Genomic DNA, 16,690 nt, shown 5'->3' with positions numbered 1-16,690 from the left:
GACCATGCCGACAACGCCCCTGATCTGCCCGTCCATCCTGGCCTCGGACTTCGCCAAACTGGGCGCGGAGGTCGCCGCGATCGAGGCGGCGGGGGCCGACTGGGTCCACGTCGACGTCATGGACGGCCATTTTGTGCCCAACATCACCCTCGGCCCGGACGTGGTGAAGGCGCTGCGCCCCCACACCACCCTGCCGTTCGACGTCCACCTGATGGTCGCGCCCGTGGATCCATGGCTGGAGGCCTATCGCGAGGCCGGGGCCGACATTCTGACCGTCCATCCGGAAAGCGGGCCGCACCTGCACCGAACATTGGGTCGCATCCGCCAGCTGGGGGCGAGGGCCGGGGTGGTGCTGAATCCCGGGACGCCTCCGGGCGTGCTGGAGGAGGTGATCGATCTGGTCGATCTGGTGCTGTTGATGTCGGTCAATCCGGGGTTCGGCGGTCAGTCCTTCATCGGCTCGACCCTGAAGAAGATCGAACGGACCCGGACGATGCTCGATGCCGCCGGGTCGAAAGCGCACCTGCAGGTCGACGGCGGCGTGACGGCGGCCAATGCCGGAGCCTGTGTCGCCGCCGGAGCCGACGCCCTGGTCGCCGGGACCGCCGTGTTCAAGGGCGGGCCGGACGCCTATGCCGCCAACATCGCCGCGCTGAAGGCCGCATGAACCCGGTCAGGCCCCCGTCCGAGCGGGCCGCGTCGCCGGGCGTCGGCGAAGGCGCCATCCCCGGCCTCAGGGGCGCACCGGTGCGCACGCCGGTACGGGCTTCGGGGGTCCAGACCGGCCCGACGCTCTGGCCCGCGATCACCGGACGCATGCTGACGCGCCAGATGTGGATCGAACTGTATGGCCTGCCCGGCTATGCCATGACGCTGGCGGCCGGAAGGGCGGTCGCCTTCGCCGCCACGCCGCGCGATTTTCGCCCGACCGAGCCAGCCCTGGGCAAGGCGATCCTGGGGGGACGGTTCCATCTGGCCGGATCCAATCTGGACGCGGAGGCCCCGGCCGATCCGTTCAACCGGCCCAGTCCGTCCAGGGCCTTCGCCACCGACCTGCACGCCTTCGTCTGGCTGCCGTCGCTGATGCTGCAGGAGGATCGCGGGGCGCGAGAGGCCGTGCGCCTGACCCTGATCTGGTCCGAGGCCTTCGCGCGCTGGTCGCCCTTCGCCTGGGACCCGCAGATCCTCGCGCGGCGGACTTTCAACCTGGCCTGCGCGGCCCGGCGGATGGGGGCGGTGGCGTCCGAGGCCGACCGGCTGAGGCTGGCCGACATCCTCGGCCGTCAGGCGCGTCAGTTGCTGCGACCGCCCGGCGGACTGGCGGGCAAGGCTGAACGCCTGGTCGCGGCCGCCCTGGCGGGCTGCGTTCTGGCGGGGCGGTCGGGGGGCCGAATCCGACGCACGGCCCTGGCACGTCTGACCGGTGCCCTGCGCGTCACCGTGTTCGGGGATGGCAGCCATACCTCGCGCAGTCCCGAGGCCGGACTGGAGCTACTGCTGGACCTCCTGAGCCTGAACGATGCCCTGTCGCAGCTGTCGGAGCCGGCGCCCGAGGCCATGGCCGGGGCGATCGTGCGTCTGACCACGGCGCTGCGGCTGCAGACCCTGCCGGATGGGCGGCTGACCGCCTTCCAGGGCGGTGGGCCCTCCACGCCGGCACGCGTCGCGGCGGCGCGCGCCCACGACGACCATGTCGAGCCACCCGGAGGCGTGGCCGGAACCGTCGGCGGCCTGACGCGCATCCGCTCGCCGCTGCTGACCATCGTCGCCGACGCGGGGTCTCCCGGAAAGGGAGCCTGGTCCGAGACCGCCTGCGCCCAGCCCCTGGCGCTGGAGATCGTCTGCGGGCGCGACCGGCTGATCACCGGCTGCGGCTGGACACCCCGCGCGGCCGACCGGCAGGGCCTGCGGCTGGCCCCCGGCCACTCGACCCTGACCCTGGGCGAGCAGTCGTTCGCCGAACCACTGGGCGGCTGGAAGGGCGAGCTTCTGGGGCCCCGTCTGTACGGACGCCCCTACAACTGCAGCGCCGAACAACGCGATGGCGACGGGGCCGTCTGGCTGGAGATCGAGCACGACGCCTGGGCCGTCCAGTACGGGCTGCTGCACCAGCGCCGCCTGTATCTGGACCAGAGGCTGGACGAGCTGCGGGCCGAGGAGCGGCTGCATCCGTCGCCCGATCACCGCGACACCGTCCGGGCCATCGCCGCCCCCTATGCGGTCCGCTTCCATCTGGAGCCGGGGGCGCAGGCGTCGCTGGCGCGCGACCGGCGCTCCATCCTGCTGCGCGGCCATTCGGGGCGGGGCTGGTGGTTCCGGACCGACGGACCGGACGTGGCCATCGAGCCTTCGGTCCATGTCGAGGACGGGCTGACGCGGCGGTCCCTGCAGATCGTGGTGCGCGGATCGGCCCGGACGGATGCGGAAACCAGGATCCGCTGGAAGCTTTCCCCCGCCGGGGCCGCCGGCGATCCGGTCTGATGCGCGTGCCGCTGGCCCTTCGAACCCGGCGGGCGATCGCGCGCCAGGTGGTGGCCATGTTCAACGACCCGACCAAGGGGGAGACGCCGATCGTGCGCCGCCCCGACGGGCTGTTCGGGCCGGCCTCCGTCGCCTGGCGGGTCCATGGCGACGTGGTCGGCATGCTGGTCGGCGGGGTCTCGGGCCTGCTGCTGCAGATGCTGCATCCCCGGGTGCTGGCGGGGGTCTGGGACCACTCCAACTTCCGCGCCGACATGCACGGGCGGCTCAGGCGAACCGCGCGGTTCATCGCCATGACCACCTATGGCGGGCCGGAAGAGGCGACCCGGGCCATCGACCGGGTGCGGACCATCCACAGCCATCTGGGCGGGACCCTGCCGTCGGGCGAGCCCTATCGCGTCTCCGATCCCGAGCTGCTGGCCTGGGTCCATGTGACGGAGTGCTGGAGCTTCCTGCACGGCTGGATCCGCTATGGCGAGCCGGACATGTCGGCGGCCGATCAGGACCGGTATTTCGTCGAGATGGCGACCATGGGGGCCATGCTGGGGGCCGATCCCCTGCCTCGCAGCAAGCTGGAGGCGCGCCGCCTGATCGACCGGATGCGGCCGCAGCTGCGCGTCGACGACCGCACCCGCGAGGTGGCCCGTCTGGTGCTGAGCCAGCCCCCGTCCAGCCCGGCCACCGCCCCGATCCAGACCATGACGCTGCAGGCGGGGGTCGAGCTGCTGCCCGTCTGGGCGCGGCGGATGCACGGCCTGTCGGCCCCGGTCCTGACGCGGCCCCTGGTGCGGGCCGGGACGATGGGGCTGGCCAGGACCCTGCGCTGGACCTTCGCCGGGGTGCGGGCGGCGGATGCGCCATCTTCCTGAAAGCCTCGGGGTGACGCGGCGCGGCGACGGGTGCTAAGGGCCGCGCGTCCCACGCCCCTCCCCCGACCGCCCTCCCAGGACCGCCCCCATGCCCGCCGCTCCCGACTTTCCGCCCGCGCCCGATGCCGTCAGACCCGTCCGCGCCCTGATTTCGCTCTCGGACAAGGCCGGGCTGGAGGACGCGGCCCGCGCCCTGCACGCGGCAGGGGTGGAACTGGTCTCGACCGGCGGCACCCGCGCGGCCATCGCGGGGTTCGGCCTGCCGGTGAAGGACGTGGCCGACCTGACCGGCTTCCCGGAAATGATGGACGGCCGGGTCAAGACCCTGCACCCCGTCGTCCACGGCGGCCTGCTGGGCGTGCGCGACGCTGCCGACCACAGGGCGGCCATGGACGAACACGGCATCGGCCCGATCGATGTGGTCTGGATCGACCTTTATCCCTTCGAATCAACGGTTGCTTCCGGGGCCGGTTTCGACGCCGTGATCGAGAATATCGACATCGGCGGCCCGGCCATGATCCGCTCGGGCTCCAAGAACCACGGCTATGTCGCCGTGGCCGTGGACGCGGCCTCGATAGGCGAGATCGTCGCGGCGCTGAAGGCCGACGGCACGACCTCGCTGGCCCTGCGCAAGCGCCTGGCCGCCCGCGCCTTCGCCCGCACCGCCGCCTATGATGCCGCCGTCTCCGGCTGGTTCGCCGGCCAGCTGGAGGACGCCGCCCCGGCCCGCAAGTCGATCGCCGGATCGCTGGCCCAGACCCTGCGCTATGGCGAGAACCCGCACCAGACGGGGGCCTTCTACCGTACCGGCGAGGCTCGCCCCGGCGTCGCCCACGCGACCCAGATCCAGGGCAAGGAACTGGGCTACAACAACATCGCCGACGCCGACGCCGCCTATGAGCTGGTCGCCGAGTTCGCGGCCCCCGCCTGCGTGATCGTCAAACACGCCAACCCCTGCGGCGTGGCGATCGGCAGGGATCTGTCCGAAGCCTATGCCCGTGCCCTGGAATGCGACGCCGTCTCGGCCTTCGGCGGGGTGATCGCCGTCAACCGGCCCCTGAACGGGGCGGATGCGCGCGCCATCACCGACATCTTCACCGAGGTGGTCATCGCCCCGGGTGCGGACGAAGAGGCCCGGGCCGTCTTCGCGGGCAAGAAGAACCTGCGCCTGCTGATCACCGACGGCCTGCCCGACCCGCACGGTCCGGGCGAGGTGTTCCGCAGCGTCGCCGGGGGCTTCCTCGTCCAGAGCCGCGACCGCAGCCTGATCCGGCCGTCGGACCTGAAGATCGTCACCCGCCGTCCGCCGACGCCGCAGGAGATCGAGGACATGCTGTTCGCCTTCACCGTGGCCAGGCACGTCAAGTCCAACGCCATCGTCTATGCGAAGGACGGCCAGACCGCCGGCATCGGCGCGGGCCAGATGAACCGCCGCGACAGCGCCCGCATCGCCGCCATCCGCGCCCGCGAGGCCGGAGAGGCCAAAGGCCTGGCCCATTCGCTGGCCCAGGGGTCGGCCTGCGCGTCCGAGGCCTTCTTTCCCTTTGCCGACGGCCTGCTGGAAGCCGTCGCCGCCGGTGCCACCTCGGTGATCCAGCCCGGCGGCTCCCTGCGCGACGAGGAGGTCATCGCCGCGGCCGACGCACAGGGAATCGCCATGGCCTTCACGGACGTGCGGGTTTTCAGGCATTGATTCCTTCTCCCCTTGCGGGAGAAGCTGGCCCGCAGGGCCGGATGAGGGGTACGACGACGCTGAAGAGCTGTGTCTGGCAGGCCCCTCATTGGCGAGACCGGGTGTCACCCCTCATCCGACCTCGCGGAGCCTGTCCTCCGGCCGATCGAAGATCGGACCGGGGGGCTCGGCCACCTTCTCCCGCAAGGGGAGAAGGATGTAGGAATACACATGGACACCCTATCCGCCCGCTGGGCCAAGCTTCTGCCCTTTACCACCGTCGTCGGCCCCGATGACGACCGGCCCCGGCCGACGGCGCTGCTGTTCCACGGCTGCGGCGGACTGAGGGGACATCTGCCGATGTATGCGGCGGCGGCCAAGGCGGCCGGGTGGCGGGCGGTGATCGTGGATTCCTATGCGCCGCGCGGCTGGAGCCGACAGTTCGCCATGGCCACGGTCTGCACCGGCCTGTTGCTGCGCGGGCACGAGCGGGCGGGGGACATCCTGGCGACGATCCAGGGCGTGTCGCAAAGGCCCGACGTCGATGGCTCGAAACTGGTGCTGGCGGGCTGGAGCCACGGGGGTTGGGGCATCATGGAGGCGATGAGCGCGGACCGGTCGGGTCCGTCGCTGGGCGTGGCCGATCCGGGTGCCGTGTCGCTGGAGGGGGTCCAGGCCACCTATCTGGCCTATCCCTATGTCGGTATCGCCGCCCTGAACCGGATGCGGCCCTGGAAGCATTGTCCGAAGACCCTGGCGGTGATCTCGGCGAAGGATCACCTGACCACCGTGCGCAATGCCGAACGGGTGCACGCCATGGTCCGGAACTGTGGCACCGAGATCGAGACCTGGATCGCCGACGGCACCCACAGCTTCGATGAGCCGATGACCGCCCTGCCGATGCGCTACGACCCCGACCTGACCCGGGAGGCGATCCGCCGGTTCGTCGCCCTGCTGGAGGACACGGCGGTCGCGCCCTCGGTGGATTGAGCCTCAGGCCGGCTCGACGCGAACCGCGGTTCTGACCGAATTGGCGATGTAGCAGGCCTCGTGCGCGCGGTGGTGCAGGTCCGCCACCGTTTCCGCGTCGGGCGCATCGCCTGCAAAAGCGACCTCCGGGCGCAGGGTCACGACCGTCATCGACATCCTGCCGCGATCATCGCGGCCCAGCACGCCCACCGCCGCATCCCGGTAGCGGTCGACCACGAACCCGGCCTTCGCTGCGAAGGCGAGGAAGAACAGCATGTGGCAACTGGACAGGGCCGCCACGAAGGCCTCCTCCGGATCGACGGCGGCGGGGTCCGACATCGGCAGGGGCACGCTGGTCGGGGCCGAAGACCCCCGCACCACCGCCCCGCCGTCGAAGCGCCAGTCGTGGGCGCGCGAATAGCGGTTGTCGGCAAAGGCCTGATCGCCCCGGCTCCATTCGATGGTGGCGACGTGTTCGCTCATGGCGGCCTCCCTCAGCCCAGGATCGTATAGGTCATCTCCGCCCGGACCTCGAAGCCCAGCGACCGGTAGAAGGCGATGGTGGCGGGATGCTCGGCGAAGGCGTGCAGGAAGACGCCCTCGCCCGCCGCCAGGATCTCTCCGGCCACGGCGCGCGACAGAGCCGCCGCATAGCCCCGGCCGCGCCAGTCGGGATGGGTGCAGACGCCGCTCAGCTCGGTGAAGCCGTCGACCCGCAGCCGTCGCCCGGCCATGGCCACCAGCCGCCCTTCCGACCGGATCCCGATGAACGGCCCCAGCCGCCGCGTCGCCGACCGGAACGGACCCGGCTTCGTCAGGGTCGCCAGGGCCAGCATGTCCGGCGCATCGGCCTCGGTCAGGGTCTCGAAAGCCCGGTCGGGACCGCCCGGCGTCAGGGCGATGGCGACCATCTGAACCAGGGGAATGCGGTCGACGACCGCGACGCCCGGCAGATCGGGTGCGGCCATCGGGCCGCCGGTCTTTTCGACGATCCCCGCGCCGGGATACCGCCGGACCAGATCGGCCATGGCCGCGAGGCTTTCGCGCGTGGCGTCGGCACCGGACAGGAAGACGCCCACCTCCGGATCGATCCGCACCGCATGGCTATCGGAATCCGGCGTGACGAAACCGGCCAGACGGGTGGTCAGGGCGTTCCAGACGGCACGGTCGAGAGGGTGGGGCATGGTCTCGCCTCTACGCCGTCGCCCGGGGTTCGTCAGCCGTTATCAGGCCGTCGCGTCCGGAACCCGCGAGGTTTCAGGACCGCCAGAAGCCGACGATTTGCTTGACCTCGTCCACCACCGGATCGGCGATGGCGGCGGCGCGCTCGGCTCCGTCCTTCAGGACGCGGTCGATCTCGGCCGGGTCGTCCATCAGGCGGCGCATCTCGGCCGTGACGGGCGCCAGGGACGCGACGGCCAGATCGGCGAGGGCGGGTTTGAAGGCCCCGAAACCCTGACCCGCGAACCGGGCGGTCACCTCGTCGCGCGTCTGGTCCGACAGGGCGGCATAGATGGCGATCAGGTTGCGGACCTCGGGCCGGTCGTCGAGGCTTTCGCCCGGCGCGGGCATCACGCCCATGTCGGTCTTGGACTTGCGGATCTTGGCCGCGATGGTGTCGGCGTCGTCGGTCAGGTTGATGCGGCTCTGGTCCGAGGGGTCGGACTTGGACATCTTGGCCGCCCCGTCGCGCAGGGACATGACCCGGGTCGCCGGGCCCTGGATCAGGGGCTCGGGCAGGGGGAAGAAGCCCGGCGCACTGAAGTCGGTGTTGAACTTTGCGGCGATGTCGCGGGTCAGTTCCAGATGCTGCTTCTGGTCCTCGCCGACCGGCACCTCGGTGGCCTTGTAGAGCAGGATGTCGGCAGCCTGGAGCACGGGGTAGGTATAGAGGCCGACCGAGGACCGCTCCTTGTGCTTGCCGGACTTCTCCTTGAACTGGGTCATCCGGTCCAGCCAGCCGAGGCGGGCGACGCAGTTGAGGATCCAGGCCAGTTCCGAATGGGCCCGCACGGCGGACTGCGGGAAGATGGTCGATGTCGCAGGATCGAGGCCCGAGGCGATATAGGCGGCCGCGATCTCGCGCGTCTGGGCGGCCAGCAGGGCCGGGTCCTGCCAGACGGTGATGGCATGCAGGTCGGCCACGAACAGGAAACAGGGCGCGCCACTGTCCTGCAGCGCCGTGAACCGCTTCAGCGCGCCCAGATAGTTGCCCAGGTGCAGGGCGCCCGAGGCCTGGATGCCGGACAGGATGCGGCGCGGGCCGGCGTAGGCAGGTGTGTCGGTCGGGGCGGCGTCGGTCATCAATCCAGTCCGGTCGAAGCGGGCGCTCCGGGTTCACGCTTCAACGTCGCCTTCAGTTCGGAGACGCTGACGGCGCGGAAAAGCACGATGCAGACGCCATACACCAGAGCGCCCGCGCCGACGACTGCGATCACCGCAATCTCCTTGGCGAGAAGGATCTGGCTGAGGTCGCGATAGAAGATGCTGGCGGGGATCAGGAGGGCAGCCATGACGGCGCTGGCGGCCAGAACCCGCGAGAACCGGCCGACGAACCGCCCCGAGGGGGCCCAGACGCCCTCCCGGATCAGGGTTCCGCCCAGAAGGGCGACATTGATCCAGGCCGAGACGGAGGTGGCGATGGCCAGACCCAGCACCCCGTCCACGCCGATCCGGCTGAACCAGAAGAACAGGCCCGATCCCAGGGCGACGGTCACCGCCACCGAAATGACGGCGAAGATCATCGGCCGACGCGTATCCTCGCGCGCGAAGAAGGGCGGGGTCAGGACCTTGGCCAGGACGAAGGCGGGTACGCCCCAGGCGAACTGGCGGAGCACATCGGCGGTCCGGGCCGCGTCAGCGCTGGTGAAGGCCCCGCGCGTCACAGTGGCGTCGATGATGAAGAAAGGGAGGACGAACAGCGCCACGGCGGCCGGCAGGGTGAAGGCCATCGACAGGGTGAGCCCGTCGTCCAGCGTCCGCCGCCCGCCCTCGTGATCGCCACTGACGAAGGCCCTGGTCAGGCGCGGCACGAGCGCGAGGCCGATGGCGACGCCGACGAGGCCGAGCGGCAGCTGGTACAGGCGATCAGCGTTGTAGAGCACCGAGCGGGCCCCCTCGTTCGACCCGGTCAGCAGCTGGCTGACGACCGAGTTCAGCTGCAGGGCACCGCCCGCCAGGACGCCGGGAATGGCCAGTTTCAGCGTGCGCGCCACGCCCGCCGTCAGGCGCGGCCAGGACAGATTCAGCCGGATGCCCAGCCGACGCACGCCCCACCACAACAGGCCCGCCTGGATCACGCCGGAGACGGTGACGGCGGCGGAGGTGGCCAGCAGGGTGCTCGGCTGGCTCATCGGCAGAAAGCCGGGGGCCAGCAGCGGCACGAGGGTGCACAGGTTCAGAAACACCGGCACGCCCGCCGACAGGGCGAACCGGCCCGAGGTGTTCAGCACGCCCGACAGCAGGGACGCGATGGTCATACAGGCCAGATAGGGCATGGTCAGCTGGGCGGCGGTGGTGGCCGCGAACATCACCCCGCTGTCGTCCTTCCAGGCCGACAGCAGCAACGGCATGATCCAGGGCATGGCGACCTGCAGAAGGATGCAGAACCCGGCCACCACGGCGAACATGAAGCTCAGCGCCTCCGAGGCCGTCACGGCCGCCGCTTCCTCGCCGTCACGGGCCCGGACCCCGCCATAGATGGGCACGAAGGCCTGGGCGAAGGCCCCCTCCGCGAACAGGCGGCGGAACATGTTCGGCAGCATCAGCGCCGTGGTGAAGGCGTCCATCATCGGCCCCTGGCCGAAGCGGGCCGAAAGGACCAGGTCGCGCGCGAAGCCCAGAAGGCGGCTGCCGAGCGTCAGGGTCGCCTGAACGAGCGTGTTGCGGGCCAGGCTCATGGACGGACGCTCATTCGGAAAGACAGGCTCGCGGGGAGATGTTTGCGCCCAGGGCATGATCGTTTGAGGTGGACCCACGGAGTGGGTCCAGCCGAAAACGTGAATCATGCCCTCGCTTATTTCCGGAGCCTGATTCACGGCATCGGCGGAATCGCTAAGCGATCCCACCTCAGCCGATCAGGCTCTAGCGCGGTTCCGCCCGGGGCGAAATGGACTTCCTCGGCCGCAGGTCGGAGACGTCGCGGGCGCTGGCGCGGGCGGCGGTGATGCGGCGGCCCTGGGGGGGGGCGGGCGCGCGGTCCAGCACGGCCTCCAGCGCCGCATGGACCTCGTCCAGCACCGCCTCGGAGGTGATCTTCCGGCCCTTCGCATCGGTCACATAGAAGCTGTCGACGGCCCGCTCGCCGAAGCCGGCGACATGGGCCGAGCGGATCGACAGGGCGTGGTCGGACAGGGTGCGCGACAACTCGGCCAGCAGGCCCGGCCGGTCGGCGCCGGAGACCTCGATCACCGTCGCCCCCTCGCTGGCGGCGGGGTCGATCATGACCACGGGACGGACGTCGAACACGGCGCGGCGCGGCGAGGGGGCGGGCATGGCGGGCGGGGCCACCGGCGTCTCGCCGCGCGCCGCCGCCTCCAGAGCCGCGATCAGGGAGGTCAGGCGGCGCGGCTCGTCCTGGCCATAGGGGCGGTCGGCCCCGTCCTGGACCTGGAACACGTCCAGCACCGTGCCGTCGGCGGCGGTTGTGACCCGGGCCCCGGCCACATCGGCTCCGGCGGCGGCGAGAACGGCGGTCAGGTCGGCGAACAGGCCGGGGCGGTCGCGGGCGGCGAGCGCGATCTCGGTCGTCGCCTCCATGGTGCCCGGTCCCTGACGCGCCTCGGCCGCCGCGCCGGTGGTGCAGGCGCGGGCGACCAGATCGGCATGGTCGGCCAGGGGATCGGCCCCGACCGCGTCCTCGCCCCGGAACAGGGCCTCGACCCGGCCGTACAGGGTGCGCATCAGCTGGCCCTTCCAGCTGTTCCAGACGCCGGGGCCGACGGCGCGGATGTCGGCCACGGTCAGGACCAGCAGCATCCGCAGCCGTTCGGGATCGCCGACGATCTCGGCGAAGGCCTGCGCCGTCGCCGGGTCGGAGATGTCGCGCTTCTGGGCATAGTCCGACAGGGCCAGGTGATGGCGCACCAGCCAGACGACGATCTCGATCCGCCGCGTCTCCATGCCCAGCCGCTCGCAGGCCCGGCGCGCGGCGATGGCCCCGTCTTCCAGCTGGCCGCGCTCGCCGCCCTTGCCGACATCGTGCAGCAGCATGGCCAGCATCAGGGCCTCGGGGTCGGCGATCAGATGGATCACCTCGGTGGCCAGGGGGTGTTCGTCCTTCAGCTTGCCGCGCTGGATGTCGTTGATGATGCCGATGGCCTGCAGCGTGTGCTCGTCGACCGTATAGGCGTGGTACATGTTGAACTGGGTCTGGCCGACGATCCGGCCCCACTCCGGCAGGAACCGGCCCAGCAGCCCCGCCTCGTTCATCAGGGTCAGGACGCGATAGGGTCGCTGGCCGTGGGCCAGGACGTACAGCAGGGCGGCCGTCGCGCGCGGGTCGCGCCTCAGCCGGGGCGTCACCAGCGACAGCGACCGGGTCACGGCCGAAAAGGCGTGGGGATGGACGTCCAGATCGTGCTGGTCGGCCGTGGCGAACAGGGTCAGCAGCCGGACCGGGTCCGCGGCGAAGACCTCCGGCCCCGTGACCGACAGCCGTCCGCCGTCCTCGACGAAGCCGGGCACGCCCAGGTTCCGCTTTCGCCCCGGGATCAGGCGCGACAGGCTCAGGGTCTTCTTCTGCTGGCGGGCCTCCAGCGTCGCGCTCATGGCCCGGGTCAGGGCCCCGACGTCGCGGGCGACGAGGAAATATCGCCGCATGAACCGCTCGACCGCCGGCTCGTCGCCGCGCCCGCGCCAGCCCATGCGGCGGGCGACCTCGGGCTGCAGGTCGAAGGTCAGCTTCTCCTCGGCCCGCCCCGCCGCCAGATGCAGATGGCACCGCACCCGCCACAGGAAGTCGAACGCCTCCTCGAAGGTCCGGCGCTCGCGGGCCGTCAGCAGTTCGTCCAGCACCCTGGCCCCCAGCGGGCTTTCGGGGGCCAGCGACCGGGCGATCCAGAACAGGGCGTTCAGGTCGCGCAGGCCGCCCTTGCCGTCCTTGATATTGGGCTCGACCCGGTAGCGGGTCGCCCCGGCCTTCTGGTGGCGGCCGTCGCGCTCCTCCATCTTGGCGGCGATGAAGGGGCGCGGATCGGCATTGGTCACCATGCCCCGGAAGCGCCACAGGAAGGTCTCGGTCAGGGCGGCGTCGCCCGCCAGCGGCCGCGCCTCCAGCAGGGCCGTGCGGATCGTCATGTCGTTGCGGGCCAGCGACAGCGCCTCCTCCACCGATCGCGCCGCCGACCCGACCTTGAGGCCGAGGTCCCACAGGACATAGAGCATGAACTCCGCCACCGTCTCGGTCCGCGCGGTGGTCTTCCACGGCCGCAGGAAGACCAGGTCGAGGTCGGAGAAGGGGGCCAGCACGCCCCGGCCATAGCCGCCGACGGCGATCAGGCTCAGCTTCTCGGCCTCGGTCGGATTGTGGGACGGATAGAGGGTCTCGGTCGTGAACCGCCACAGGGCGACCAGCAGGTCGTCGGCGGCGGCGGCATACAGGCGGGCGACCTCGACCCCCGGCAGGCCGTTGGCGAGTTTCGTCGCGATCTTCTCGCGCGCCGCGTCGTAATGGGCCTTCAGGATCGCCGCGACGGCCGGGCGGACGCCGGGGCCGGAGACGATGGCGTCGAGACGGGCGTCGAGGGTGTCGCTCACGGGCGGCTGAGACCCTTCAGCCGATAGAGCGCCTCCAGCGCCTCGCGCGGGCTCATCGCATCGGGATCCAGCGCGGCCACCGCGTCATCGACGGCCGAAGACAGGGGGGCGGGCGGCGGTTCCATGACGGCGAACAGCGGCAGGTCGTCGAGACGGCCCTGGGCGGCCTTTTCGCTCTCCAGCCGGTCCAGTACGGCCCGCGCCCGCGCCACCACCGCCGGGGGCACGCCCGCCAGCCGGGCCACCTGCACCCCGTAGGACCGGTCCGCCGCCCCCGGCACGGCCTCGTGCAGGAAGACGAGGTCGCCGTTCCACTCGCGCGCCCGCATGGACAGGTTGCAGACGTGGTCCAGCCGCTCCTCCAGCCGCGCCAGCTCGTGGTAATGGGTGGCGAACAGGGTCCGGGACCGGTTCACGTCGTGCAGGGCCTCGGCGCAGGCCCAGGCGATGGCCAGCCCGTCATAGGTCGCGGTGCCGCGCCCGATCTCGTCCAGAACGATGAAGCTGGACGGCGTCGCCTGGGTCAGGATGGCGGCGGTCTCGACCATCTCCATCATGAAGGTGGACCGGCCGCGCGCCAGGTCGTCGCCCGCCCCGACGCGGCTGAACAGCCGGTCGACGACGCCCAGTCGCATCGCCTTCGCGGGCACGAAACAGCCCCCTTGCGCCAGGACGACCAGCAGGGCGTTCTGGCGCAGGAAGGTCGACTTGCCCGCCATATTGGGTCCGGTGACGATCGACAGGCGCGCGCAGCCCCGCCCGTCGCCATCCAGCCGGCAGTCGTTGGGCGTGAAGGGATCGCCCGCCCTCTTCACCGCCGCCTCGACCACCGGGTGACGCCCGGCCGAGACGGAAAACACGCGGCTGTCGTCCACCCCGGGCCGCACCGCCCCGACCTCCTCGGCCCATTCGGCGAGGGCGGACGTCGCATCCAGCTCGGCCAGGGCATCGGCCACGGCCTGAAGCGGTTGCGCCAGCTCCTGCACCGTGTGGCGCCAGACCTCGAAGGTCTCGCCCTCCATGGCCAGAGCCCGGTGGCCCGCCTGGCTGATCTTCGCGTCCAGTTCCGACAGTTCGACCGTCGTGAACCGCACCTGGGCCGCGAGGGTCTGGCGATGGATGAAGGGGCTCTCCGGCCCGGCCCGGAACAGCGGCTCGGCGTGCTTGGCCGTCGTTTCGAGGAAATATCCCAGCACCGCATTGTGCCGCACCTTGAACGGCACGCCGCTCTCGGCCACGGCGCGGGCCTCCAGGTCGGCGACGACCCGGCGGCTGTCGTCGCGGAGCGTCCGGGCCGCGTCCAGCTCGGGCCGGAAGCCCGGGTTCACGAAACCGCCGTCGCGCGCCAGATGCGGCGGTTCTTCGGCCAGACCTTCCGCCAGGTCGAGCCTCAAGCGCGCCAGACCGGGCGACAGGGTCAGGCGATCGAGACAGCCGGCGATTCGCGCCGGCGGTCCGGTCAGGGGATCCGGCGCGACGATGAACAGTCCGGCCAGCACCTCGGCGATGGTCAGTCCCGCCCGGATCGCGGCCAGGTCCCTCGGTCCGCCCCGCCCCAGCGCCAGCCGCGACACGGCCCGCGCCACATCCGCTGAGGCCTTCAGCCCGTCGCGCAGGTCGCGGCGCAGCGACCGCCGCTCCAGCAGCCATTCGACCGCATCGAGTCCATGATTGATTTCGACCGGATTCCGCAGCGGTCGGGCGATTCGCTCGGCCAGGGCCCGTGCGCCGCCGGAGGTCACCGTCCGGTCGATGCAGGCCAGCAGCGATCCCTCGCGCTCGCCCCTCTGCGTCCGGTCGATTTCCAGGCTCAGCCGCGTGGCCGGATCAATGGCGAGAAACCCCGCATCTCCCGATCGACGCGGGGGCGACAGGGCCGGGGTCTTGCCTGCCTGGGTCGTCTCCAGATAGGCGGCGATCAGGCCGAGCGCCGAAACCTCTGCTTCCTCGAAGGCTCCGAACCCGTCCAGCGAGGCGACGCCGTAAAGCCGCGCCACCCGACCGCCCGCCGCCACCGGTTCGGCCACGGCCGACGCCAGGGCCTGGACCACGCCGCCCGACCCGTCCAGCGCCGCCTTCAGCACCGGATCGGAAAAGGCCTTGTCCGTGACCAGCACCTCGCTGGGCCGGAACGCCGCCAGGGTCGCGCCCAGGTCGCCGATGTCGCAGGCCACGCAATCGACCGCCCCGGCCGACAGTTCGACCACCGCCACCGCCGCCCGGCCCTTGCGGATCGCCACGGCCGCCAGCCGGTTGGCCCCGCGCGCATCCAGCAGGGCCTCCTCGGTCAGGGTGCCCGGCGTCACCACCCGCACGATGTCGCGCCGGACCACCGCTTTCGATCCGCGCTTTCTCGCTTCGGACGGGTCCTCCATCTGCTCGCAGATGGCGACCTTGAAACCCTGGCGGATCAGCCGGGCGATATAGCCCTCGGCGGCATGAACCGGCATGCCGCACATGGGGATGTCCTCACCCAGATGCTTGCCGCGCCGGGTCAGGGTGATACCGACGGCGGCGGCCACGACCTCTGCGTCCCGGAAGAACAGCTCGTAGAAGTCGCCCATGCGGAAGAACAGGATCGCATCCGGCTGCGACGCCTTGGCCGTCAGGAACTGGGCCATCACGGGCGTGACGCCGTCCTGGGCTTCGACCTTCGGCGGATGGGACAGGGGGGCGTTCATGGGCGGCCGTCAGGGTGACGGATCGCACGGCCCGGCTCAAGCGAATCCTCCCCCATTCGAGGGCTTGAGGATCGGCTCGCCTTCGTACCATGACGGAGGGGCCCGAGGCAGGGATCAGCGTCCGGGGAGTGCCCCCTCAACGCCCGCCCCAGCGCGCGGCGGTCCCTCTCCCCCCTGCCGGATCAGGCGGCGTCGCTGATGCGGTCCCTGGGGCGCGTGGAGAGCGCGGCCGGCTCCGGCAGGGCCAGCGCGTCCCAGTCCAGATCGGGCCGTGGCGCATGGGCGGCGGCCAGGACCGCGCGCAGCTCGGCGGCCGAGGCGACGCTGGCGACGACGGCGGCGACCGGCGGCAGACCCAGGCAGAAGGCGAGCGCGGCCTGCATCGGGTCAATGCGGGCCTCGGCCAGGCGACGGCGGGTGCGCGACAGGACCACGCCCTGGTGGGTCAGATGCGCGGGCAGGGTCTCGCGACTGGCGAACAGCAGACCATGTGCGAAAACCGACGACACGTGGACGTCGACGCCCAGGCCGGCCAGGTCGGACAGGACCCCCTCGGTCACCGGTCGCTGGTCCAGGATATTGCAGGCGATCTGGACCACATCGGGCTGATAGCGGCGCGCCAGAAGGGTCGGTCCGTCCTCCATGGTCGCCAGAAAGCCGATGCGGCGAAACAGGCCGCGATCCCTGAGCGCCAGCATCCGGTCCCACAGGGCACGGCCCTCGGCACCCGCCAGATCGGTCGCGCCCGAGACCAGAAGCGTGTCGGCGCGCGGCAGGCCCATCCGCTCCAGAGACCGCCGGGCGCGGGCCTCGACCCGGTCGAGCCCTTCCGACAGGGCGACGGTGCGAACGGTGACGGAAAAGGGGGACGGGAAGGGCCAGGCCTGACCCAGAAGACGCTCCGCATCGCCGGTCGGCCGGGTGGCGACGATCGAAACGCCGGAATCGGCCGCCGTCTGCAGCAGGGTGCGCATCGCCTCCTCGCGCGCGCCGACGGGCGCGGGAAGCGCGCGCTCCGGCTCGGTCACGACCGCCAGGGCGAGTTTCGCGACCGGAGAGGGACAGGAGGAGGACATCACCGGTCGATCGTGACCGCGAAAGTTTAAGGGAGGCTGAGGGAGACCCTTACGGAGTGTTACCGGGGTAACGGCGATAGGCCGTGGGCAGGAGGCAGTAGAAGGACCTTGTGCGAATGGGCTGCCAGACAGGCCCCTCCCCCCGGCAGCGACCTGGCTCATCCCCACTGCCTACTGCCCACTGCC

At 71.3% G+C, this 16,690-nt stretch carries 12 protein-coding genes; 5 read left to right on the top strand and 7 right to left on the bottom strand.

Annotation, left to right across the window (positions count from 1 at the left end; genetic code table 11):
• The first annotated feature begins 4 nt into the window (after nucleotides 1–4).
• The 5 genes from rpe to HZ989_RS02630 all read left to right on the top strand — a co-directional run bounded on the left by rpe (nucleotide 5) and on the right by HZ989_RS02630 (nucleotide 6,012).
• Nucleotides 5–667, top strand: a complete 663-nt coding sequence (gene rpe, locus HZ989_RS02650; RefSeq protein ID WP_209323016.1) for a ribulose-phosphate 3-epimerase — start codon at nucleotides 5–7, stop codon at nucleotides 665–667.
• On the top strand, nucleotides 664–2,481 hold the full coding sequence (locus tag HZ989_RS02645) for a heparinase II/III family protein (protein ID WP_209322106.1): 1,818 nt from the start codon (nucleotides 664–666) through the stop codon (nucleotides 2,479–2,481). Before rpe ends, HZ989_RS02645 begins: the two co-directional genes overlap by 4 nt.
• Nucleotides 2,481–3,350: an oxygenase MpaB family protein gene (locus HZ989_RS02640; RefSeq protein ID WP_209322105.1), complete on the top strand. Its 870-nt coding sequence runs from the start codon at nucleotides 2,481–2,483 to the stop codon at nucleotides 3,348–3,350. Before HZ989_RS02645 ends, HZ989_RS02640 begins: the two co-directional genes overlap by 1 nt.
• Before the next feature lie 88 nt (nucleotides 3,351–3,438).
• A complete protein-coding gene (purH, locus tag HZ989_RS02635) occupies nucleotides 3,439–5,043 on the top strand; it encodes a bifunctional phosphoribosylaminoimidazolecarboxamide formyltransferase/IMP cyclohydrolase (RefSeq protein ID WP_209322104.1) in 1,605 nt (534 codons plus the stop codon).
• Between the two features lie 210 nt (nucleotides 5,044–5,253).
• Entirely contained in the window at nucleotides 5,254–6,012 is a 759-nt protein-coding gene (locus HZ989_RS02630) for a dienelactone hydrolase family protein (protein WP_209322103.1), read from the top strand.
• Nucleotides 6,013–6,015: 3 nt separating this feature from the next.
• Here the strand turns inward: HZ989_RS02630 and HZ989_RS02625 are convergent, their stop codons facing one another.
• The 7 genes from HZ989_RS02625 to HZ989_RS02595 all read right to left on the bottom strand — a co-directional run bounded on the left by HZ989_RS02625 (nucleotide 6,016) and on the right by HZ989_RS02595 (nucleotide 16,504).
• Nucleotides 6,016–6,474 carry an OsmC family protein gene (locus tag HZ989_RS02625; protein ID WP_209322102.1) on the bottom strand — a complete coding sequence of 153 codons (459 nt, stop codon included), beginning with the start codon at nucleotides 6,472–6,474 and terminating at the stop codon, nucleotides 6,016–6,018.
• An 11-nt stretch (nucleotides 6,475–6,485) separates the two neighbouring features.
• Nucleotides 6,486–7,175, bottom strand: coding sequence for a GNAT family N-acetyltransferase (locus tag HZ989_RS02620; protein WP_209322101.1), 690 nt, complete (start codon nucleotides 7,173–7,175; stop codon nucleotides 6,486–6,488).
• A 73-nt stretch (nucleotides 7,176–7,248) separates the two neighbouring features.
• The gene (trpS, locus tag HZ989_RS02615) at nucleotides 7,249–8,295 is read right to left on the bottom strand and encodes a tryptophan--tRNA ligase (protein ID WP_209322100.1); all 1,047 of its coding nucleotides are present in this window, start codon (nucleotides 8,293–8,295) and stop codon (nucleotides 7,249–7,251) included.
• Nucleotides 8,295–9,890, bottom strand: a complete 1,596-nt coding sequence (murJ, locus tag HZ989_RS02610) for a murein biosynthesis integral membrane protein MurJ (protein WP_209322099.1) — start codon at nucleotides 9,888–9,890, stop codon at nucleotides 8,295–8,297. Before murJ ends, trpS begins: the two co-directional genes overlap by 1 nt.
• Nucleotides 9,891–10,074: 184 nt before the next feature.
• A complete protein-coding gene (gene glnD, locus HZ989_RS02605; protein WP_209322098.1) occupies nucleotides 10,075–12,747 on the bottom strand; it encodes a [protein-PII] uridylyltransferase in 2,673 nt (890 codons plus the stop codon).
• A complete protein-coding gene (gene mutS, locus HZ989_RS02600) occupies nucleotides 12,744–15,428 on the bottom strand; it encodes a DNA mismatch repair protein MutS (protein WP_209322097.1) in 2,685 nt (894 codons plus the stop codon). Before mutS ends, glnD begins: the two co-directional genes overlap by 4 nt.
• Nucleotides 15,429–15,610: 182 nt before the next feature.
• Nucleotides 15,611–16,504 (bottom strand): aldo/keto reductase, encoded by an 894-nt coding sequence (locus HZ989_RS02595; RefSeq protein ID WP_209322096.1) that lies wholly within the window; start codon nucleotides 16,502–16,504, stop codon nucleotides 15,611–15,613.
• Nucleotides 16,505–16,690: the final 186 nt, after the last annotated feature.

It is taken from the genome of Brevundimonas sp. AJA228-03 (assembly GCF_017795885.1).
Taxonomy (GTDB): Bacteria; Pseudomonadota; Alphaproteobacteria; order Caulobacterales; family Caulobacteraceae; genus Brevundimonas.
This window is presented reverse-complemented; position numbering and strand designations above follow the sequence as displayed.